21 protein-coding genes are annotated in these 21,567 nt (G+C 42.6%); 10 read left to right on the plus strand and 11 right to left on the minus strand.

The window, feature by feature from the left end:
* Nucleotides 1-425: 425 nt before the first annotated feature.
* The 3 genes from FXV91_RS03865 to mer all read right to left on the minus strand — a co-directional run bounded on the left by FXV91_RS03865 (nucleotide 426) and on the right by mer (nucleotide 3,129).
* On the minus strand, nucleotides 426-947 hold the full coding sequence (locus FXV91_RS03865) for a nicotinamide-nucleotide adenylyltransferase (protein ID WP_229388500.1): 522 nt from the start codon (nucleotides 945-947) through the stop codon (nucleotides 426-428).
* 52 nt (nucleotides 948-999) lie between these two features.
* The gene (fpoF, locus tag FXV91_RS03870; RefSeq protein WP_229388502.1) at nucleotides 1,000-2,040 is read right to left on the minus strand and encodes a F420H2 dehydrogenase subunit FpoF; all 1,041 of its coding nucleotides are present in this window, start codon (nucleotides 2,038-2,040) and stop codon (nucleotides 1,000-1,002) included.
* A 102-nt stretch (nucleotides 2,041-2,142) separates the two neighbouring features.
* Nucleotides 2,143-3,129 (minus strand): 5,10-methylenetetrahydromethanopterin reductase, encoded by a 987-nt coding sequence (gene mer, locus FXV91_RS03875; RefSeq protein ID WP_229388504.1) that lies wholly within the window; start codon nucleotides 3,127-3,129, stop codon nucleotides 2,143-2,145.
* 729 nt (nucleotides 3,130-3,858) lie between these two features.
* Between mer and FXV91_RS03880 the strand changes: the two genes are divergently transcribed.
* The 10 genes from FXV91_RS03880 to FXV91_RS03925 all read left to right on the plus strand — a co-directional run bounded on the left by FXV91_RS03880 (nucleotide 3,859) and on the right by FXV91_RS03925 (nucleotide 10,026).
* The gene (locus tag FXV91_RS03880) at nucleotides 3,859-3,984 is read left to right on the plus strand and encodes a desulfoferrodoxin FeS4 iron-binding domain-containing protein (RefSeq protein ID WP_229388506.1); all 126 of its coding nucleotides are present in this window, start codon (nucleotides 3,859-3,861) and stop codon (nucleotides 3,982-3,984) included.
* Nucleotides 3,985-4,090: 106 nt separating this feature from the next.
* The gene (locus tag FXV91_RS03885; RefSeq protein WP_229388508.1) at nucleotides 4,091-4,321 is read left to right on the plus strand and encodes a DUF2180 family protein; all 231 of its coding nucleotides are present in this window, start codon (nucleotides 4,091-4,093) and stop codon (nucleotides 4,319-4,321) included.
* Between the two features lie 11 nt (nucleotides 4,322-4,332).
* Complete coding sequence (locus tag FXV91_RS03890; protein ID WP_229388510.1) at nucleotides 4,333-4,554, plus strand: DUF2180 family protein; 222 nt, start codon at nucleotides 4,333-4,335, stop codon at nucleotides 4,552-4,554.
* Nucleotides 4,555-4,741: 187 nt separating this feature from the next.
* On the plus strand, nucleotides 4,742-5,089 hold the full coding sequence (locus FXV91_RS03895; protein WP_048137634.1) for a carboxymuconolactone decarboxylase family protein: 348 nt from the start codon (nucleotides 4,742-4,744) through the stop codon (nucleotides 5,087-5,089).
* A gap of 191 nt (nucleotides 5,090-5,280) precedes the next feature.
* Nucleotides 5,281-5,766 (plus strand): desulfoferrodoxin family protein, encoded by a 486-nt coding sequence (locus tag FXV91_RS03900; protein ID WP_229388513.1) that lies wholly within the window; start codon nucleotides 5,281-5,283, stop codon nucleotides 5,764-5,766.
* Between the two features lie 46 nt (nucleotides 5,767-5,812).
* A complete protein-coding gene (locus FXV91_RS03905; protein WP_229388515.1) occupies nucleotides 5,813-7,189 on the plus strand; it encodes a cytochrome c family protein in 1,377 nt (458 codons plus the stop codon).
* A gap of 137 nt (nucleotides 7,190-7,326) precedes the next feature.
* Nucleotides 7,327-8,016 (plus strand): flavodoxin family protein, encoded by a 690-nt coding sequence (locus tag FXV91_RS03910; RefSeq protein ID WP_229388517.1) that lies wholly within the window; start codon nucleotides 7,327-7,329, stop codon nucleotides 8,014-8,016.
* 128 nt (nucleotides 8,017-8,144) lie between these two features.
* Nucleotides 8,145-8,783, plus strand: coding sequence for an archaeoflavoprotein AfpA (gene afpA, locus FXV91_RS03915; RefSeq protein WP_229388519.1), 639 nt, complete (start codon nucleotides 8,145-8,147; stop codon nucleotides 8,781-8,783).
* 45 nt (nucleotides 8,784-8,828) lie between these two features.
* The gene (locus FXV91_RS03920; protein ID WP_229388521.1) at nucleotides 8,829-9,335 is read left to right on the plus strand and encodes a ferritin family protein; all 507 of its coding nucleotides are present in this window, start codon (nucleotides 8,829-8,831) and stop codon (nucleotides 9,333-9,335) included.
* Nucleotides 9,336-9,882: 547 nt separating this feature from the next.
* Entirely contained in the window at nucleotides 9,883-10,026 is a 144-nt protein-coding gene (locus FXV91_RS03925; protein ID WP_229388523.1) for a hypothetical protein, read from the plus strand.
* Nucleotides 10,027-10,459: 433 nt separating this feature from the next.
* Here FXV91_RS03925 and budA read toward each other — a convergent pair whose 3' ends face one another.
* The 8 genes from budA to FXV91_RS03965 form a co-directional block, all read right to left on the minus strand.
* Entirely contained in the window at nucleotides 10,460-11,308 is an 849-nt protein-coding gene (budA, locus tag FXV91_RS03930) for an acetolactate decarboxylase (RefSeq protein ID WP_229388525.1), read from the minus strand.
* Nucleotides 11,309-12,233: 925 nt separating this feature from the next.
* Complete coding sequence (locus FXV91_RS03935) at nucleotides 12,234-12,869, minus strand: cyclase family protein (RefSeq protein ID WP_229388527.1); 636 nt, start codon at nucleotides 12,867-12,869, stop codon at nucleotides 12,234-12,236.
* Between the two features lie 224 nt (nucleotides 12,870-13,093).
* Nucleotides 13,094-14,086 carry an isocitrate/isopropylmalate dehydrogenase family protein gene (locus FXV91_RS03940; protein ID WP_229388529.1) on the minus strand — a complete coding sequence of 331 codons (993 nt, stop codon included), beginning with the start codon at nucleotides 14,084-14,086 and terminating at the stop codon, nucleotides 13,094-13,096.
* Nucleotides 14,087-14,152: 66 nt separating this feature from the next.
* Entirely contained in the window at nucleotides 14,153-14,713 is a 561-nt protein-coding gene (locus FXV91_RS03945; protein WP_229388531.1) for a manganese efflux pump MntP family protein, read from the minus strand.
* 262 nt (nucleotides 14,714-14,975) lie between these two features.
* Nucleotides 14,976-15,833 carry a hypothetical protein gene (locus FXV91_RS03950; RefSeq protein ID WP_229388533.1) on the minus strand — a complete coding sequence of 286 codons (858 nt, stop codon included), beginning with the start codon at nucleotides 15,831-15,833 and terminating at the stop codon, nucleotides 14,976-14,978.
* A gap of 106 nt (nucleotides 15,834-15,939) precedes the next feature.
* Nucleotides 15,940-16,446, minus strand: coding sequence for a homoaconitase small subunit (gene hacB / locus FXV91_RS03955; RefSeq protein ID WP_229388535.1), 507 nt, complete (start codon nucleotides 16,444-16,446; stop codon nucleotides 15,940-15,942).
* Between the two features lie 170 nt (nucleotides 16,447-16,616).
* A complete protein-coding gene (locus tag FXV91_RS03960) occupies nucleotides 16,617-19,139 on the minus strand; it encodes an oligosaccharyl transferase, archaeosortase A system-associated (protein ID WP_229388536.1) in 2,523 nt (840 codons plus the stop codon).
* Nucleotides 19,140-19,721: 582 nt separating this feature from the next.
* Nucleotides 19,722-21,567: oligosaccharyl transferase, archaeosortase A system-associated (locus FXV91_RS03965; protein ID WP_229388538.1), on the minus strand; the 1,846-nt coding region annotated here is incomplete at its 5' end.

The raw sequence follows: 21,567 nt of genomic DNA on the forward strand, positions 1-21,567 counted from the left end.
AAAAAGAAAAGTATTACGTGAACTACGCCCACCTAAAACCTTCGTAAACTCAGATTTTGAGGAAGGTGCTTCCTACGAGTACATCCTTTCATATGGCTTCGATTCCTGGGAAYCTCAGTTCCTCTGGGAGCCTGTTTATCGTAGATTYCCAGTAACAAGTTACTGAAAGCCTRTACACAAGGCATTCTTTGATAGAGCGAAACGCTCAATATCAAAATATAAGTACGGTCTACATTACTTTGTAACCACAAGGGTGTAATGTATGATTACGCACGAATATTATAATAATTWCAGAGTATAAGTAGTTAAGCAGAAYCAATAACAATAGARGGTGTGGAAGTTGACGGCTTTCATCCCCCACCTGTCYGATGCGATTTATCGCATCTACCGAGGAAGGGGACTTCCCGCCTTACAGTTAAAAAGAATTATAAAGAAAAATTGCTATCGCTTGCAGAGACATTCCGGAGGCGTGTTACTCCATCGATTTCTCGTATTGATTCCACAACAGGTTTTGGGACAAGATGTTCCCACTTTTCTCCTGCAATCATCCTTCTCCTGATTTCAGTACCTGAGTATCTCTCCCTGATATAAAGAGGGGATTCTTTAACGCAGAACCCGGCTTCCCGGAAGAGCTGAATAACGAGAGGGTTATTCGAGTACACCACGTCAAAACGAGGAGTTCTGGATGCGACATGGTGAACCCAGATAGAGTTATACCTGACATCTTCGATGGGAAGGACGTAATGACGGATAGGGAGGTGTTCAAGTGCATTGTAGAGCATCAGAACCCTTTCCCCTGCAGTAAACGGGTCGGTGGCTTCATGGCTTTTCTGGGCACTTCCTATGCCTATGACCAGTTCATCCACCTCTTCTGCAATCCGCGTAATTACGGCATGGTGTCCGAAATGATACGGCTGAAAACGTCCTATATAAAAAGCTCGTGTCATTCGGATCCAACTCGAATTTGTACCGGGTTTCTCTTTTTGAATTGATATTGATTCAGATCGTCTCGTTGCGAATTCCTGTTTCAAAGCTGAATTCTTTGCAGACTTCCAGGAAATGTTCCGCGTTGTTCTTGCGCTTCATATCAATAAGCTTTCCGACAAGTTCGAGGCCCGGCTTGGGGTCTTCCATGATCTCCATCTCATCGCGGACCTTATCGAAGTATTTTTCACCGGTTTCGGTCCTGATGAAAACAGAGTTCCATCCATCAGGAGCTCCGACTGAACCTACAGAAATATCGGCAAAGACAGAGGTGTAGTCACAACAGTGGTGGCAGGGATTTCTTGCATACTTTGCAACATCCTTGATCGGCACAGAGTGGACCTCTCCGTCTTTTGTGTAGACCCAGAACTTACCTTTTGTAAACTCCATCTTCACGATATCCTGAACATTGACCTTCAGGACATCGGGGATAATCGTGTGAAGCATTACTTCATGATGGAAACTTTCCATGCAGAGCAGGCCGATAATAATCACGATCTTCTCGTTTACGTTCTCCCTGATCAACCTGGCAGCATGAGCTTGGCAGGGTACCCCTACAACTGCAATCCGGTCGTACTTTTCGAAGGCTTCTCTGAGAGCTGCTACTACAGGGTCAGAGGTATATTTTGTTCCTCTTGTCCTTTCCACGTCTTCTGCACTTGTCAGCAGAACGACTTCAGGTTCCCAGTTCTCGTTTCGGGTAATCCCTACAGCGCAATCAATTTCGCCTTTCTTGAAGAGAGCTTTGAGAATTCCGCTCGTTACGCCTCCGTCCTGGCTGCCGATATTATCTTTAGACTTTGCGCCAAAGAACTTGCGGACGTTTGAGAGTTCATCTCCGATGAAACCGTCCACTACCGGACAGATCCTGCTGCAGGTTAAGCAACCTTCGCAAACCTGGTATCCAGCCCCTTTTTCATACAGGCCCAGATTGTTCGGATCTCGAATTTCTGCCGCCTTCTTTACGGAAACAGCTCCAATGGGACATACGGCTTCGCACGCCCCACAGGCTGCGCATACGTCATGTTCAATGACTTCTGCAATCTTTGGTGGCAATCAGTTACCTCCAATGGCTTTATAAGCTTGCCTTACAGGCAAGGTGTTTTTAAAAGTATAATGAAGTAAATTAAAAAATAATTATTGCAGGATGTAATAAAATTACATCTTTGCAATGATTTCTTTACCTATAAGCTTTATTGCTTTTTCTTTGTCAGGACCGATAGGGGATCCGGCGACAATCTGGGTTACTCCGATTGCTTCAAGGTCTTTAATCCTCTTCATGCAGTCATCCGGAGTTCCGCAGATTGCAAAGGCTTCGATCATCTGGGGAGTAACAAGCCCGCCCATAAGAGATCCGAAGTCTCCCTTGGCAATAGCTTCACCGATCTGCTTCTTGGCTTCGACCGGGATTCCGTGGCGTTCGAGGACAAGGTCAGGGGATCCTGCGACGATAAAGGCAACCACTACTTTTGCAGCATTAATTGCTTTTGCCGGGTCTTTGTCAATGGAGAAACAGGCATATGCGGTAACATCGACTTCACCTGGATCACGGCCGGCTTTTTCGGCACCCTTGCGGATCTGTTCCACAGCGACTTCAAAGTCCTTGGGGTGAGAAGCATTGATCAGGACACCGTCTGCAATTTCACCGGCAAGTTCGAGCATTTTGGGACCCTGGGCACCCATGTAGATAGGGACTTTTCCAGCGTTGAAAGCAAGCTTGGCGCCTCCGAACTTAACCATTTCGCCGTCCATGGAGACCTTCTGACCTGCAAGGAAACCTCTGATCGCCTGAATTGCTTCTTTTGTGGTTGCGAGAGGCTTTTCCCATGCAATGCCCATAGCATCGAAAGTTGCTTTGTCTCCGGGTCCGAGACCGAGGACTGCCCTGCCGCCTGAGATTTCGGCAATAGATGCAATACTGGATGCTGTAATTGCAGGGTTCCTGGTATAGGAGTTTGTAACACCGGAGCCGATCTGGATGCTGTTGGTATTCAGAGCGAGAACGGTAAGAGTGGAATATACGTCACGGTTGTTGTAGTGGTCAGTGATCCAGACGTAGTCAAATCCCTGCTGTTCTGAGAGCTTTGCGTAATATGCGATCTTTAAGGCAGGATCGCTTGGCACAAATTCGATTCCGAACTTCATCTTTGATTACTCCTTTAACTACTGCTTAATGGCTAGATGGGTTTGTTTTTCGTCCCACATAAAAGTATAGAGTTTAAATTATAATTAACATCCATTATAGTAGGTGTTAATTACAACCTCTAACTAGAATTCACATAACAGTATTTAAGAATCTATATATAATTAACTGTATTAAATGAAATGTATATAAAAGGACTGATAAAAGAATTCCTTAAACAGTCCTTATGGCGAAGACCTGTTCAAGACCTGACCCATTCAAAAGAAATAATCAAACCTTATAAACCTTTTCCAGAACAGGACATTTTTAATCCATATTTCAAACGAGAACGATAAAGTGTAGTAAAAAGAACAATTCGATTATTTTAAAGGAAGTTTTTCTTCCGGAAGCAGGAAAAGGTTTATATCATAAAAATATAGGAGTCGAAATTTGAATAATTTTTTCCATGATAAGTAAGTGATATATTTCGTGTCTAAAGCTACCGAAAAGATGAAAAGAAAAAGCTTCAAGCCCCTTGACAGAAGTGTATGAAAAAAGTAAAACAGATGTGGGTAGAAGGGGAAGATTTATGTTACTTTTTAAAAAATCCTTACAATTATATACAAAGAATGGTTAATATGTATGGATGTTAATAAAAACCCGAAGTAAGTACCGGGAATAACAGGGCAAGGGGAAAGCCCTCTTAGAGGTTTTGAGGAATTTAAACTAAAAAATAAGGAGGTGAATTAGCTATGGCTGTATCCAAAAAAGGAGAAAAATACCTCTGCGAGATCTGTGGCAACGAAGTTACCGTAACAAAAGTAGGCGGTGGAACGCTCGTTTGCTGTGGAGAGGACATGACCCTCATAGAAGAATAATGAGAGGGTCAGAAATTCTCTCACATAAAAATAGGTAGGATGTTTTAGACCTTAAAATTCGGATAAATTCGAAAAAACAGGATTTCCTGATTTTGGAGGGAAAGTGATGAAATGTTACGAATGTGCCAGAGAAGGTAAAGATATGGATGCTGTGGGAATTTGTATCGTATGTGGGAGAGGGGTTTGCAAAGAGCACCTTATCCATGAGGAAACCCCTGCTTGGGAAGGCAGCTATCCTATTGAGCTCAAAGCTGACCAGGAACACATTAAAAGAATTGTTTGTGTCCCCTGCCATGTAGCCCTGAAAGAAAACTGTTTGTTTGATGAAGTTTGTTGAGGTGGTCAAATATGCTGAAATGTTACGATTGCCTTGAAAAGAACAAGGATAGCGAAGCTGTAGGTGTATGCATCATCTGCGGGAAAGGTCTATGTATGGAGCATATCAAGCAGGTAGAATTCCCCATGAAAGGGGGATATCCGCTGCCTCATGTGACGCTCAAGAAAGAACTTCCCAGGATGATGTGCCGTGAGTGCATCGACTCTACTCTTGGTGAGGACTTCTGCGTATAATTCCAATGTTTACACCATTGAAAATAAAATGCCTTTCTTTCCTTTCTTTATTCATGTATGAACAATAAAAAGCAAAAGTCATAGAAGGGTGTTCCTTATAGCAAAAGATATCTATTGAATTAATCAGGTATCCGATAACAGACATAACAGTTAAGAAATAAAAACGTAGTAAAGAGGAGGTTAACAATTGACAGAACATAAAGAAGTAGTGGAAAGTATAGGAAAGAAAATGGGATTCAAACCCCATATTCTGGAAACTCTTGAAGGACTTGATCCTGAATTCCTTGGGAAGTACAGGCGCTGTGATGGAAAATTACTGTCTGATGGAGCACTGCCTGCAAAGACAAAGATCCTTATGGCTCTTGCAGTCGTGGCATCCAAACAGTGTGAAGCCTGTACCGTGGCTCAGATGAAAAGCGCCCTGAACCACGGAGTAACTAAAGAAGAAATTATGGAGACAATGGATGTCATCTTCATTACCTCGGGAGCTCCGGCTGTAGCTGCCTGCAGAGAAGCCCTCAAACTATTAAAATAAAGGAATACTTAGAGTTATCCAGAATAGAAACCTGTTAAACATCTGGATACGTATTCAATTATAAATATAGATGCAGAGAGAATAGTGTGTATCCAGAAATCCAGATGGAAAGAGACTGGATACATACACTCAAAATGCAAGGGGTAAAAAGTTCGGAGTAAAAACAGATTGTAGAAGACGGGGTTATGACTATGATTGGAACTGAAGAAAAAATAAACAAACCTGTGGACCTGGCAAACCTTACAGAAGGAGAGAAAAAACACACACCTGTTATCGAAGCTCCTGAAACGGTAATTGCGGGCGAGCCTTTTGAAGTTATTGTTACCGTTGGCAGTATTCCTCATGTGATGGAAGAAAAGCACTTCATAGAATGGGTTGAGCTTTATCTTCAAAACAAACTCATAGGAAGAGAAGAACTGTCTCCTTCCGGCGAGAAAACAGCAAAAGTGACTTTCAGAGTAGAAGCTGATGAGGCTCTGATTGCTATCAAAGAAATTGAAACATGCAGGGTGCGCGGAGTAAATATCTGCGGCAACTGCGGAGAAAAATCAGTGATCGCAAACCTTCGTGCAGTGGAGAAGTGTAATATTCATGGGGTCTGGGAGACGTACAGACAGATAGAGGTCATGTCCGGAGAGGAAAAGGAAGAAGGCAAGAAATGCGTATGGAAAGCCTGAAGACCAGAAAATAAATGGGGGACAAAAGTAACTGGGGGAAAAGGCAGTGAAAAGCCCTGGACTTCTAAGTCTAATCATAACTACTCTTTTTGCAGGACTGATTGTATTTACCGGAGCCGCAGCGCCGAGCGAGCCCGGAGATTTTACATCTGACCAATTTTCGAAATCCGGCATCTGTTCGAACTGTCATGGTAGCAGTTTTGGAGAATGGGACGGCTCCATGCATTCAAATGCGGACAGCGACTTCTTTTACCAGGCAACGCTTCAGGAATATGGTGTGGCTGCAGAAGCCCAGGGGCTTTCCCCCGATTTTTGTTCCCGCTGCCATACCCCTATAGGGGTGGTTTCGGCTGAAATTCCGCCCCTTGACGGTTCTCACCTGAGTGAGGTTTCAAAAGAAGGGGTACAGTGTGATTTCTGCCATTCAGTTGCCGAAAGCGAAGGGATAGGAAATGCTCCCTTTGTCCTTGAACCCGGAGATGTAAAATGGGGAAACAGGCCAGATACGGAGTCTGCTTCCCATGAGACAGAAGCACACGAGTTTTATAACGAATCCGCGTACTGCGGTATGTGCCATAACATCTACCATCCAGTAAACAATTTGACTCTCGGAGCCACATATACCGAATGGGAGGAAAGCCCGTATGCTGAAGAAGGAGTAAATTGTCAGGCCTGCCACATGACTCCCGGGATTATCGGCTTCGAAGAGAACCCCGGAAAAGCTGCCTCGACAGGTCCTGAGAGGGAACATGTATATACTCATCATTTTGTGGGCGCAAATGCTTTCGTAACAGATGTTATGGGCGAAAACAGGCACGAAAAGAGAGCTATTGAATATCTCCAGCACGCTGCAGAACTTGAAGTAAATGCTCCTGATTCGACAGGACCGGGAGAGAGCGTAGAAGTGGAAATAAAAATCACGAATGTAGGGGCAGGGCATAAAATTCCAACCGGAGTCACTGAAGATAGAGAAATGTGGCTTGAACTTACAGTAAACGATTCAGAAGGTAGAGAACTTTATCACTCAGGAGCTCTTGACAGCGCAGGAAAAATTGATTCTGGAGCAACAATCTATCATACGGTCTTTGCAGACTCTGGGGGAAAGCCCACAGTTAAATTATGGGAAGCAGAAAGTATTCTATCGGACAACAGGATAGGTCCGAAAGGATCTGTAGTTGAAAAGCATTCTTTTGTAATGCCTGAAAATGCCTCGAATCCTATCAGTACAAAGGCAGTTCTTCACTACAGGTCGGCTCCTCAGGAGCATATCGACAAGCTCTTCGGAGAGGGAGCCTATAACGTGCCTGTAATTGATATGGCAACGTACCCGGAGGAGGAAAAAACCTCGACTCCAGGCTTTGGAATCACAGGGGCTATTATTGCCCTTTCTCTAAGGATCACTCTCAGAAGGCGTAAGAAGTAAAAATAAAGGCAGGAAGAGGAGAAAAGTTAAAAATCAAGGATAAAGTAACTCAGGCATAAGATTATTGCCCTGAAGAGACACTATCATACAGACATATTCGAGCAGGCACTTTTTATAATAGATACAGGCGAGGGGACATGCAGGAAACCGAAACCAAACCAATAAGGATTCTGGGAATATCGGGAAGTCCCAGGAATATGGCAACTGATTTTCTGGTTCAGGAAGCCCTAAGGATTGCAAAGGAGAAGTACGGCGCAGAGACAGATTATTTTTCTTCAAAAGGAAAAAAGTTAAACTTCTGTATCCACTGTGACTTCTGTATTCGAAAAAAGGAAGGCTGCATCCATAAGGACGATATTGCGGCTGAGCTGTACGACAAAATGATCTGGGCAGACGCCTGGATTATAGGCACTCCTGTCTATCAGGGAACCGTGAGTGCTCAGACGAAGACAATTATGGACCGCTGCAGAGCTGTGGTTGCAAAAGATCCTAAGGTTTTTTTGAACAAGGTTGGGATGGGGATCGCGGACGGAGGAGACCGGATAGGAGGGCAGGAACATGCTATCCAGACGATTCATAACTTTTATATAATTAATGAAATGATTCCCGTTGGTGGGGGTTCCTTTGGGGCAAACCTGGGAGGAACTTTCTGGTCAAAAGACAAAGGAGCAGAAGGGGTCTCAGAGGATTCGGAAGGTATGAGAAGCCTTAGAAGAACTCTTAAGAGGCTTATCCAGACAGCCCAGCTCGTGAAGAGAGCTGCTTCCGTAGAGGAGTCTCAAACTCCGGCACCTGAGAAAACGAAAGAAGAGGCAAATAAACAGTAAACAAGCACAATAAGCAGTAAATCAGCATGATTGAATAAAGGACTGGAGATTTAGAAGTCCGATTAGAGACTATATAATCAGGATAATAAAGTATTAGAGTTTAGATTGAAACCTAAAGAGGTGTTATCTTGGTAGAATCGTTAGGCAAGCAAGTTAAACGCATAGCATGGGGAATTACGGGTTCAGGAGACCAGATGATTGAGACTTACAGTATTCTGGTGGACATTAAGAACCGAACCGGGGTTGAAGCAATGGTTTTCCTGTCCAAAGAAGGGGAAACCGTAATGAAATGGTATCATCTGTGGGATAAAATTCAGAACGATTTCCCTAACTTCAAAGTGGACGCAGGTCCCAACTCCCCGTTCATTGCAGGCCCGCTGCAGATGGGATACTATGATTTTCTGCTGATAGCCCCGGCAACTGCTAATACAGTGGCAAAGATCGTATACGGGATTGCAGATACCCTTGTTACTAATGCGGTTTCTCAGACCGCAAAAGGAAAAACGCCTATTTTCATCCTGCCTGTAGACCAGAAAAGGGGGAGTGTAAAAACTGCTGCGCCCAGTGGTAGAGCATTTGAGCTAAGCATGCGTGAAGTAGATGTTACAAATTCGGAAAAACTTGCTCAGATGGAAAATATAAACGTACTTGCCAGTCCTTATGAAATATATGACATATTCGGACTTGAACGGCCTTCTGAAGATATAATAATGAAAGTGAAAGAACGAAAGAAGGCGAAAATGAAGGAAGAAATCGGGAAACTTTAAGATGAGGAAATCTAAAGAGATAAGACATCAGTGGGGGTAAGAAGTATGAAAAGTGCATATCAAAATGTAATAGAGGAAGTAAAAAATCTTAAAGGAATCGAAGAAACCATAGCTCTGGCAATTGAGAGAGAAATAGAGGCAAAGGACTTCTACATGCAGCAGGCTGCCTTAATGGAAAACCCGAAATTTAAGGAACTGTATGAGCATCTGGCAGGTGAGGAAGTAAAGCATCTCAGTTATCTCGAAGAATACCGCGACAAGAAAGAACTGCCTGCAATCAGTACTGAAGTTCCAAGCGGGCAGTCTTTCAGTCCTGAGTTCGATCCAGCCCGGACAAAAGGGGGAGAGATCACCCTTGGAGATGCAGGGATTCTTCTTGCAGCCATGAGGCATGAAAGAAAAAGTGAGGATTTCTATTCGGAACTGGCAAAAAGAGCCGAAGACGAAAACCAGAGAAATTTCTTCCAGATGCTGTCAAGGTATGAAAGAGGTCACTACGAAATTATTGACAACTACCTTGAAGATGTCACTCAGTTCCGGATGCAGACCTGAAAAAACTGAGAGGGCTGTTAGGATATGGACTGTTAGGATATGGACTGTTAGTAATAGATATAGAAGAAAAAGAACTGGAGAGATGCAGAAAACTTGCAGAACAGCCTGCGATTGTTGTAAAAAAGCTGTAAGCAAATCTCTCTATAACTTTTTTATTTTAAATTCTTTTTTAATGCCTTCTGATAAATAAATACTATGGAGAAATAATACCTCTGACACGAGAAAGATTTCCATTAATCTCGAACTGTTTTTAACCCAAACTATAAAGTGACTTCACCAGCCTGTCTTGCGGTGCCTTCCCGAAAGAGAGTAGAATCAATGCGGCGAATGCAGTTATATAGTTCAGGATACAGGATTTAAAGTTAGCCGTTTTTTTTATTTTTGAAACTTTCCGAGATTTTTCCAGGCGCCTTCTTGAGAGATTTTCAGGCTTAGTAGTCATAGATTTAAAACCTTTAGCTCCGAGACTCTATCAAAAAATACTTTCACCCTGCTTGGCGGAGGTTAATAAATACAGAAGTAGTTTTTAGGAATAGAGGTGAATACAATGGAAGAGATATTCAAAGGATTGGTTGAACGAGCTCAGTACTATGAACAGTTTGAAAGCTTCAGAAACGCAGAGATTTCCGGTCAGTTTGGGGACATAACGGGAATGAACCTGAAACTGAAAGTTTCAGTACTGAACTTGTAAGACCAAAATAGAGTTAAAAGATATATCGGGAATAATGCATAAGGAATAATAAATCAGGAGAGTAAAAGCTGCAAAACCTCTATGAACAGGCGGAGTGTTGAGATTCATTTCTCAACAAAAAATTAAATTAAGAAAAAGTAAAGAAGAAGTAAAGAAGAAGTAAAGAAGAAGTAAAGAAAAAAATAAAAAAGTAAACAGGACTAACAGACCTGAAAATTTACAAGAACATATTAAGTGCAAAACGGAAATAGGCAAAATATAAATTAAACTAAAAAGGAGTTAAGGGAAACAGGATAGAATAATTAAAGGAAAGTTACGGAGGAATTAACTAAAAAATTAATAGGGAGTAAGAGGAATAAAAACAAAATCAAAAGGGGAGGGGGGAATTTTCCTCCAAAAATCGAAAGAAAAATATAAAAGTAAAAATTTGAGATTACTTTTCAACTTTTTCCAGATCAGTCTGTAGATCTTGACCCAGCTCTACGGTGTAGAAATCCCTGCTGGCAGGAAGCTCCATGAAAAATGCGCTGGTAGTGTCCAGGGCAGCATCTCCATTTTCCATTTCAAGATCCAGAACATGCCCTCCTGCATTTCTGTCTGCTGTAATAAAGTGAAGATGATATCCCGGCACATTTACACCTTTCACGTATTCGGGGGCTCTGAACCCTACCAGTGTGCCGCTTATATTTTCAAATTCGAAGACGGACTGGGTGGATACAGCATCCGCAAGTTTGGGATAGGGCTTTTCCTGTATGGGTACGCTTCGCGCCTTTATGTAAGAGAAATTTCCATCAACCCGAATCGCATAAAAAAGATTTTCCGAAGGCAGGTTCAGGTCAAGAAAGGCTTCAAGCTCGGTAAGGTTTGCAGGTTCCTCAAGCCGGAAATTTTCATCAGCTTCAAAGTAAGTGACAGTGGCAAAAGGAGTGGTCATTTCCCCGGATACCGGATAGGCAATTCCATCTGTTTTTATCTGATAGTAGTTTCCATCGAGGGCAAGCATTTCCCCTTCGAGCCCGTCAAAGGTTCCTATACCAAAATCCCCATGGGTTTCAAGTTCTGCAAGTGGTAGGACCCCATCATAAACACCCTGAAGCAGAGCGTCGATTGTTGAGACCTGATAGAGAACATCAGCCTCACCCCCGCGACTACCTGAGCCTGAGTCTTCATTGCTCTCAATATTGTCAGATTCTTCGGAAAAGCTATCTTCAGAACCGGTGCAACCTGAAGCTAAAATAACTGATAAAAGAATTAAAACGATCAAAAAACTTTTTTTATTCATGTATGTCCCTCACAGAATTTTTAGTAAGATTCTCGTTATCGATATTATAAATTTTTTTAGTATAATAGGAGATAGACTTACAAATATTTATCAAACAGAAGACAGAAGTATTGTGTGGGAAACGAGAAGAACTTATGGATGTTTCAAAGAACTTGCTGGGAGAGTCCGATATTATGCGATGTTTGAATTTTTTAGATATGGATACCAGAAAGTTTTAAATGGAACTGAGCAGGAGTGTACAGTTCCGGAAGAAACGGAAAAAATAATTAAGAATTAAACAAAAAGAATATTAAAGGCCGGATAGCAAATACTAAATGTGGAGAGAGCATATAAGGTAGAATCAACCTGCATTTCATTTCTTTTCTGGCTTGTGAACTACTCCTCCCTGAATTCTTCGCCTTCCGGCTCAGTTTCGCGGGGTGAGCTTCCTACGAGTACATTATCTCRTATGGCTTCGGATCTCAAAGATCCTCAATTCCTCAATAAGCCYGTTTATCGYAGATTTCCAGTAGCAAGCTACCGAAAGCTCGTYCACAGAGCATTTTGCAATAGGTTTCACAACCTTCARTTGCGAGATACTCAGTCAAGCTYTACTGTTCAYCGTTCAAACTTTTACCTTCGAAACTTCTTCGAMGAACCTTATAGTCTAAGTTCAGAAAGTTTGTACCTGACAGTTCCGGCTATTCCCTACTTTGTTACCACGAGGGCGAGGAAGAGCTACGGATAACATTCAATAGGAGTTGAAAGTATAAGAAAATTTACTGAATCAATAACAATAGAAGGTGTGAAAGTTGACGGCTTTCATCCCCCACCTGCCATCTCGGATAAATCCGACCTGTAGAGGAAGGGGACTTCCCGCTTTAGAGTTAAAATGTAATGGATTACTGTTTTTGTCTAGACAACTTTATTGTTTTTCATGATTTTATCATTCTTTAACCAGTATAACTCTTGCCGGAGCTCCATCAGTATCTATAAGAAGAGGCAAACCCAGAAACATATATTCCCCTTCGTGAACACCGGCAAGGTTGAGCCCTTCAAACAGGGTCATATTATTGATAAGCAGTTCATGAACCTCGTCATCCCCTTCAAGCTTTTTTACGCTCAGGTAATCAAATCCCAGGGTTTTGACTCCTGCATTGACAAGGTATTCGGCTGCATCCATTTTAAGGTGCACATAGTTCTCAAGGAATTTTACGTACCCAAGGGTAGAGTTTCTTGTCTTGAGGACCACTATATCTCCAGAATCTATTTGGAATTCTTCAAGGTCCTGCCTGTTAATCTCTTCTTCCACATGGACAAGGTCAAAAACCCTGCATTTCCCATAAAAACTTTCAAGAGGCAGGGAAGCGACTCCTTCTCTACCTTCCTTGAGATGCAGCCTTGAGTCAACATGTGTGCCTGTGTGACTTCCTAGAGTAAGAATAGATTCATTTACCCTGTCCTTCGGTAAGGATGCATACCTCTCGATCGAAGGTTTGGGATTTCCGGGATATACAACCATCTCTTCATTAATAAGCTGTGAAACATCGAAAAACTCTGGCAGAATGAAACCCCCATTCATTCGTAGCGACATATACGAAATTCATTACTGATTGTTCTTTGTAACAGCCTTTGTAACAGCATAATTCTATGCCGTATAACTCTATTGCCTTTAACAGCAAAACCATGCCTGCAATAAAAATGGATTTTAAAATATTAAAATCCCTCCTCAGGCAAGGAGTAAAATGAGAATATATGGTTTATTCCGGCATTTATTTACGGATATTCTGCTCTACATATTTCTGTTTACAGGTTCTGTATAATATATTTCGCAACCGCATGCCCTACTTCTGCCGTGCTTGCCCTACCCCCGAGGTCAGGAGTAATAGTCTTTTTCTGAAGTATATCGGCTATTGCATCATCAATCAGCAGGGCTTCGGGCTTGTTCATCCATTCAAGAAACATTTTTACACAGAGAATTGCAGCAAGAGGGTTTGAAATTCCTTTTCCTGCAATGTCAGGCGCACTCCCATGCACAGGTTCAAAAAATGCGTATTTTTTCCCGATATTAGCGCTCGGGACGAGGCCAAGGCTTCCTACAAGGGCTGCACACATATCGCTCAGAATGTCTCCGAAAAGATTGGTTGTAACCACAATATCGTACTTTTCGGGATGCATCATAAGGCTGTAAGCCATAGAGTCAACCAGCATATCGCCATACTCAACTCCATAAGCACTTGCAGTCTGCCTGCAAACATCAAGGAAAAGCTTGTCTGACTTCAGGACATTGGATTTGTGGACAATGGTCAATTTGTTAGACCTCTCTTTTGAAAGCTTGCAGGCGTATTCCGCAATCCTTTCGGAGCCTTTTCGAGTAATTACCCTTTTAGTCCAGGAAAGATCATGACCTATTTCCTCGATCCCTGAATAGAGCCCTTCAGTATTTTCTCTGACAATAATAAAATCAAAATCATTTCTCCCGGTAACGCCCATTATACCAGGGAGAGGTTTTACAGGCCGAACATTAGCGTAGAGGTCGAGTTCCTTCCGGATGGTGAGAAGCACACTTTTATAATTAGGGTCAGGAACCGTTGTAACTGCCCCGAAAAGAACGGCATCACACCCTTTTATAATTTCTATATCTTCTTCCGACATTGCAGTGCCTGTTCTTTCCCACCTTGCATAGCCAAGTTCCAGGGGAACTTTCTCAAGCTCAAGTTCGAAAGCGTCCAGGACTTCCACAGCTGCAGGAATTACTTCCCTGCCAATTCCGTCGCCTTCGATTACCGCGAGTTTCATGTTACTGCATCTATGGCTTGAGGTATATGAATCTGGCGTAACTTTTTCAGGTTCTCAGGATATACTTTAGACCCAGAGCAGGTGTTCGGCAAGGATTTTTCCGCCAAGTCCTATCAGGATCAGCCCGCCGAGGATTTCGACCTCATGCTCAAAGAAATGGCCTATTCTGTATCCCAGAATTGCCCCGCAAAAGGACATGACAAAAGTTATACAGCCTATGATAATCACGGGCTCAAGAATAGGTGTCCCCATAAAAGCAAAGCTTATGCCCACAGCAAGGGCGTCTATGCTTGTTGCAACTGCTAACAGGAAAAGCAAGGAATAATTAAGGGAATTTACCTTTCCGTCCGGATCTCCGTAAAGAGCTTCATAAATCATTTTGCCCCCGATAAAAGCCAGAAGCCCGAATGCAATCCAGGGAGCGTAATCCGAAACAAAACCACTTACCGTACTCCCTCCAATCCAGCCCAGTACCGGCATTAGAGCCTGAAAGCTTCCGAAAAAGATAGCCAGTTTAAGAGCATCGCTGACCCGAAAAGGCCGAACTGTAGTGCCACTTGACATGGAAACTGCAAAAGCATCCATTGCAAGCCCGAGCCCTAACAGGAAATTCGTTAGAAAAGACATTAAAAAGTTACTCCGCCTTCGTTTTATACATGAATTTTCGGGATAATAAGTTCCCTGGCACTTAAAGGTTTCTCAAATGAGCCAAAAGTTAAAAATTTTAGGTATACCATAATAGATGTTCCCATATCTGTATGGTTGATGTTTTGGAGTTAGGGTTCCGGTAAAACTTGTGCTTTTGTTTTTATTACTCGTACACGGCGGACTAAAGCGGCAAACAGAGCTGCAAAGAATAAACATATCATTCAGATTTTCAGGAATAGTATCAACCGATTTTTCTCAATCTGTTTACAAGATTTCGGACCGCTTCAGCAACCTGATATTCGGATGCTCCCCAGTGGACAACAGCCCCTTCAAAACCTGAAATATTTACAAAACCCGACTTTTCGGACCTGCAGCAGCGCGTAATAAAGGGTTTTGAGGGCACTACTATGTCGGATTTAAAAGGGCAGATGTTTATGAAGGAGTACTCAAGTTCCGGAAAACGCATCTCAAAAAGAGTCTTTGAGATCTCACATCCTACAAGCAGATGACCATTTTCAGTAAGGATATCCGAATCCAGGCATTTTCCCTCAAGCCCTGATGCACTGCATGGAAAAACAGTTTTGTCTCCTTCAAAATGCCTGAGGTCAATTATGTTTTCAGTAAACCGGACCTGCAGGTCTCCGAAAATCCCACTGGCTTCAAGCCTCTTCACGACCTGGGAAAGCCAGGCAGGTTCGGGTGGGGCAACGTCAAGAATTTCTATTTCGAGAATACAGGAGGGATCGGGGTCGTGAACGATTGTAACGTGCCTGTCAACGCCTGTAAAAATGACAGTATTTACTTTGCCGGTACAGAGTTTTAATGCTGTCTCAATCAGAAGGGCACGATCTTTTATATTTAATTCACTTCCATATTTGACAACCTTTTCTCCTGAAGCGATCAGCTCGAGGGCTTCAACCTTTCTGAGAAGTCCATCTCCGCTCTTTCTAACGCTGTAGAATGCGTACTCCGAGCTACCTGTTTCGGGATTTTCTCTTTCTTCAATCAGATAATCCGTAAGGAAATAAATTAGCTCTTCGGCGCCTGCAGGGAGTGCTTTTGTCACTCCCACATGTTTGTATTCATCTGGAAAAATCATAAATATCGGTTGTTTATGCTGTTATCGGATTAATCAGATTAAGGAATTGATCAGGTGGCATTTAGGCCAGGTATTTAATTAATTTTGTTGCTTAAATGATCTATCATTACAATGATTCTTCTTTCTGCTGGCTCTGAACTTTCCTTCTATGGGCAACAAGCCCGCCGTCCGTAAGCATATCGAGCAGGAAGTCAGGCAGTTTATTCCCTTTGAACACGCCTTTTCCGGGAACTCTAACTTCACCTTTGAGCAGATCAACTTCAATTTCGTCCCCTTCCTCACATTCAATATCAGCCTCTATAAGGGGCAGCCCAACATTAATCGCATTTCTAAAAAAAATTCTTGCAAAAGACTTTGCCACAACGCAGGCTATTCCCGCATGCTTTAAAGCAAGAGGAGCCTGTTCCCTTGATGACCCGCACCCGAAATTGTCCCCTGCAACAATAATATCTCCGGGTTTTGCTTTCTTTGCGAATTCAGGATCAATACCTTCCATTGCATGAGCTGCAAACACCTGCATATCCTTTGTCCGCAGATATTTTCCCGGGATAATCACATCAGTATCTATATCGTTTCCGAATTTCCAGACTCGGCCTATAATAGGGTTTTCCAATGCACATCACCTGTGAAGTAGGTTTTTTTAATAGTATATCTAGGTAGCGGATATAAAAGAAAAAAGTAGAGGAAAGAAAAATTAAAATTGGAAGGGAAAGCAGATGTGCAGCAGAACCTCAACCGCACATCTCACTGCTCTAGTTGTATTTCTAATTGCTTAACATTCATTTAGACCTTTACTTCTTCTCCTTTCAACACGGCTTCCTCACCAACCCTTATTTCCCTGGTTGTATCCCCGTAGCTTATGACATACGGACCTGAGGGAGCGGTATCGAACTGGGTTTCCCCGGATACAGGGCCCTCGGTTGAGTAAGGCACGGTAAACTCATACCTGCCTTCAGAATCCGAAGTTGTGGACTGAGAATACTCAAAGGTCCTTCCCTGACCTGTTAAAATTGTTGTGTTTATATTAACGCCCTCATTAGGGGAGGCAGTTCCTGTAATTTTTGCACCCTCAACGTACTCAAAAACTTTAACATAACCTGTATCCACTTCAGGAATGCTGCTTCCATAAAGGAAATTATAAACCTGTTTGTACCAGGTTTCCTGAGTCTGATATGCCCAGGTCTCATGGACAAGACGATACCGCTTAAGGCCATTTCCGTCGAGCAGGTGCAACCTTGACTCCATTGAGTTAAAGTAGCGTGCGGAAGGAATGTACTGATACCCACTCCCTGTCCAGTAAGGCTCGCTGTATCCTTCGGTATCAAGAGTCCACTCAGGCATTGCCAGAAATATATCTATAGCCATTCTCTCATCGGACACGATGTAACGTGCTCCGGCTTTATCAGGGTCAGGGTGGATGGCTTCGAGCACTGAAGTTGCTTCTTCTTCGGACTGAGCAGTTAAAAAGGTYGCAGCCCCTGGCTGATTTTCCTCMTCTATGCTTCCCCTGCGCCCTCCTATTCCWGCCTGGAAAGGATTAGCATTGGGCATTCTATGGCCCAGAGTTTCTATGTAGTGACCGTAATCCCACCAAGACATAACTCCGTATGCAGAATCCGGGTAATTGAAAAGTTCTCCATCCTCAGGAGCTTCATAGATGCCGTTGTAATCCATACCAGGGTCAGGGGTATAGGACTTGAGCCATAAACAGGTTTCTATCCAGGGCTCGTTAGGGTCGTTTGAACCAGTTGATTGCTCCAATGCAGCTCCGTATACAGGGTAGATAAGAACAACCACTATAGCCAGGACAGCAATGATCTGCTCTATTTTGACGAATTTCAGGAAACCTGAGAGATCTCCCGGAGATTTCACACGGGATTTGAACTTCTGATCGAGTTCATTCCATTTCACTTTTTCAAGCAGCAGGCTTCCTAGATAAGCACTGAGGACTGCTACATTTATAGAATAATAGTATGCAAAACGATTCTGGCCGTAAATTGCAAAGAGCATTAAAATACTCCAGACAAGAACCAATACCTCTTCAGGTTTTGCTTTCCGGAATACATTAACGAGAAGGATAATCATACCAAGGATTGAGGCAAGAAATCCAGAGGTTGTGAAGTTTCCGAAGGCTCTCGATAGAGTGAAACTATTACCATAATAAAACATAGAGCTAGCTTCACCAATCGTCGCTGCTCCACCTGTCTGGACTCCAAATACAGTATGTGGAGCATTTATGACAAGAGAGTAAATAGATGGAGATATGACTTTTGCTGCTATCAGTCCCAGAATGCCAATCCCGAATATTGCCAGAGGATAATAGTAAGCTTTTAGATTTCTATTTTTGAACTCCCTTTGAATAAAGCTTAAAAACCCGAAACCTGCCATTGCTCCAATAGCAGTAGCRACATGGAACCATGAGTAGTAATACAGAGAAAATCCCATATCAGCATGGACAAATGGGAGTATAAGTATTGCACTTACCAGGAATGTGATTATACCTGTAAACCCGAGATAGTCACTTGACTTACCATGGAAGTTATCAAGAATGTACTGGATCACGGCATAAACCAGAGCAATCAGTAAGAAAAGAGAAGCTCCAGGCCACGAAAGCTGGTAAGCCGAGTACATGACACCGGCAATAACGGAATAGATTAGCGGYTCTTTAAWKACAGTGAGATTTTTATTTAATACATCTTCAAAATGAAGRTTTGTCTTCTTTGCAGTAATTATTGCCAGCATGAAAAACATTATGAAGAAAGTACTGAAYAGAGATTCGGCTACGTGATGGTCTGTAAAACCAAGCAGTGAACGTGAAAGAAACTGCCCAGGAGCAAACGCGATCAGGATYGCAGCCAGTACCCCTGTTTTATGCCCTCCGAGATATTTTCCTATGTAGTAAACAGGAATGACAGTCAGGGCCCCAAGCACTGCAGGGAAATAGGCTCCTACTGTATTAATCAGATCCTGGCCAGGATTACCCAGTCCCARAACCAGGGATGTTATGGCCATCATCTGATCATAAAGAGGACCAAAATGGATGTAACTCCCGTTAGGATAGTTGGTCATAGGGTTGAAAAACATCCTGTTCGGGTAGTTTTCAAGAAGAACATTTAAGGTCCGCATATGGTACCAGGCGTCATTGCTCGTGAACTTTACAAACCCATTGGCTAAAAACACAGAATCATAAGGACGCATTCTGATCCATAGGGCTACAAAACCAATTATCGCAACTGCCAGAGTATAAGGCAAGCTGGATTTGATTTTAGACTGAAACGTTGATACAGGATGATTCTCAGAATTCATAGTAATTCCCTTTTAGGAGTAAATTTTTGCAATCAAATATATAATTTATGTGAAAAGAAAGTAAAACAGATTGTATTAATTCAATCTGGAGGTTTATAATTTTATCCCAGTTCTGGTCTCATTAGTTACACAGTGCTTTTTATTCCCTGACAGGATGGCTTTCCAGGATAGAACACTGTCACAGGGAGAATGAATGGGTAAAGACAATAATAGAAAAGCCGGTATTCTTCACATGGGGAGAATTCCGGCAAAGAATTTATGATAGAGCTGATCCCAAAACTCAAAATTGAATCTCCGAATTTTAAATTCCCAATAAACAATTGAGTTTCCAATTACGAAAATTGTTCTAAGATCCTATTGATTTGAAAGATAAAATTGGTTTTGGGATGAGCTCATAGATAAAGTACAGAAAAGTAAAAAGTCCAGGAAAGATAGATGTGCAGGGAAATTTAAACTGCACATCTTACTGATTTAGATTTTTACTGATTTAGATTTTTACTGATTTAGATTTTTACTGATTTAGACTTTTACTGATTTAGACTTTTACTGATTTAGACTCTACTTTTGGCTACCTATCCTCATTTAGACCTTTACTTCTTCTCCTCTTAATACGGCTTCTTCACTGACCCTTACTTCCCTGGTTGTATCCCCGTAGCTTATGACATACGGACCTGAAGGCGCAGTATCGAACTGGGTTTCCCCGGATACAGGACCCTCGGTTGAATAAGGCACGGTAAACTCATACCTGCCTTCAGAGTCTGAAGTTGTGGACTGAGAATACTCAAAGGTCCTTCCCTGRCCTGTTAAAATTGTYGTGTTTATATTAACGCCCTCATTAGGGGAGGTGGTTCCTGTAATTTTTGCACCCTCAACATACTCAAAAATTTTAACGTAGCCCGTGTTGACTTCGGGAATACTGTTTCCATAAAGGAAATTATAGACTTGTTTGTATCCAGCTTCCTGAGTCTGATATGCCCAGGTCTCATGGACAAGACGATACTGTTTCAAACCGTTTCCATCAAGGATATGTAGCCTTGATTCCATCGAATCGAAGTAACGTGTGGAAGGGAGATACTGGTATCCGCTCCCTGTCCAATAAGACTGGTAATATCCTTCTGTATCAAGAGTCCAGGCTGTCATCGCATAGAATTTACCTGTGGCCATTTCAACGTCTGAGATAATATAGCGAGCAGCAGCTTTGTCAGGGTCAGGGTGAATGGCTTCAAGCACTGAAGTTGCTTCTTCTTCGGATTGGGCTGTAAAGAAAGTGGAAGATCCGGGCTGATTTTCCTCATCTATGCTTCCTCTGCGCCCTCCTATTCCTGCCTGGAAAGGATTAGCATTGGGCATTCTGTGGCCGATAGTTTCAATCCAGTGTCCATAATCCCACCACGACATAACTCCGTATGCAGAATCAGGGTAATCGAAAAGTTCTCCATCTTCAGGGGCTTCATAGATGCCGTTGTAACCCATGCCAGGGTCAGGCGTATTGGACTGAAGCCACAGACAGGTTTCAATCCACGATCCATCAGGACCGCCTGTGCCTGCTGTAAGTTCCATAGCAGATCCGTATACAGGGTAAATAAGAATAACTGCAATAGCCAGGACCACAAGAACTTGCTCTACCCTGACGAACTTCATAAATCCCGCAAGATCTGCCGGAGATTTCACACTGGCTTTAAACTTCTGACTAAGTTCATTCCACTTTACCTTTTCAAGCAGCAGACCTCCTACATAAGCACTGAGGACTGCTACATTTATAGAATAATAGTATGCAAAGCGGTTCTGGCCATAGATTGTGAGAAAGATTAAAACACTCCAGACAAGAACCAGTACTTTTTCAGGTTTCGGCTTTCTGACCAGATTTGCAGTTAGAATAAACATTCCAAAAAGGGAAGCAAAGAAACCAGAGGCTGTGAAGTTTCCGAAAACTCTTGACAGAGTAAAATCCCCGCTTTCGTAAAATATCGAGGATACCTCAGCAATTGTTGCCGGTCCACCCGCCTGGACTCCAAATACAGTATGTGGAGCATTTATGACAAGAGAATATATGGACGGCGACGCAATTTTTGTTGCAAGCAGTCCCAGAACTCCAATTCCGAGTACTGCCAGAGGATAATAGTAAGCTTTTAGATTTCTATTTTTGAACTCCCTTTGAATAAAGCTTAAAAACCCGAAACCTGCCATTGCTCCAATAGCAGTAGCGACATGGAACCATGAGTAGTAATACAGAGAAAATCCCATATCAGCATGGACAAATGGGAGTATAAGTATTGCACTTACCAGGAATGTGATTATACCTGTAAACCCGAGATAATCACTTGACTCGCCATGGAAGTTATCAAGGATATACTGGATCACGGCATAAACCAGAGCAATCAGTAAGAAAAGAGAAGCTCCAGGCCACGAAAGCTGGTAAGCCGAGTAC

Source organism: Methanosarcina sp. DH2, from assembly GCF_020804225.1.
Lineage (GTDB): Archaea > Halobacteriota > Methanosarcinia > Methanosarcinales > Methanosarcinaceae > Methanosarcina.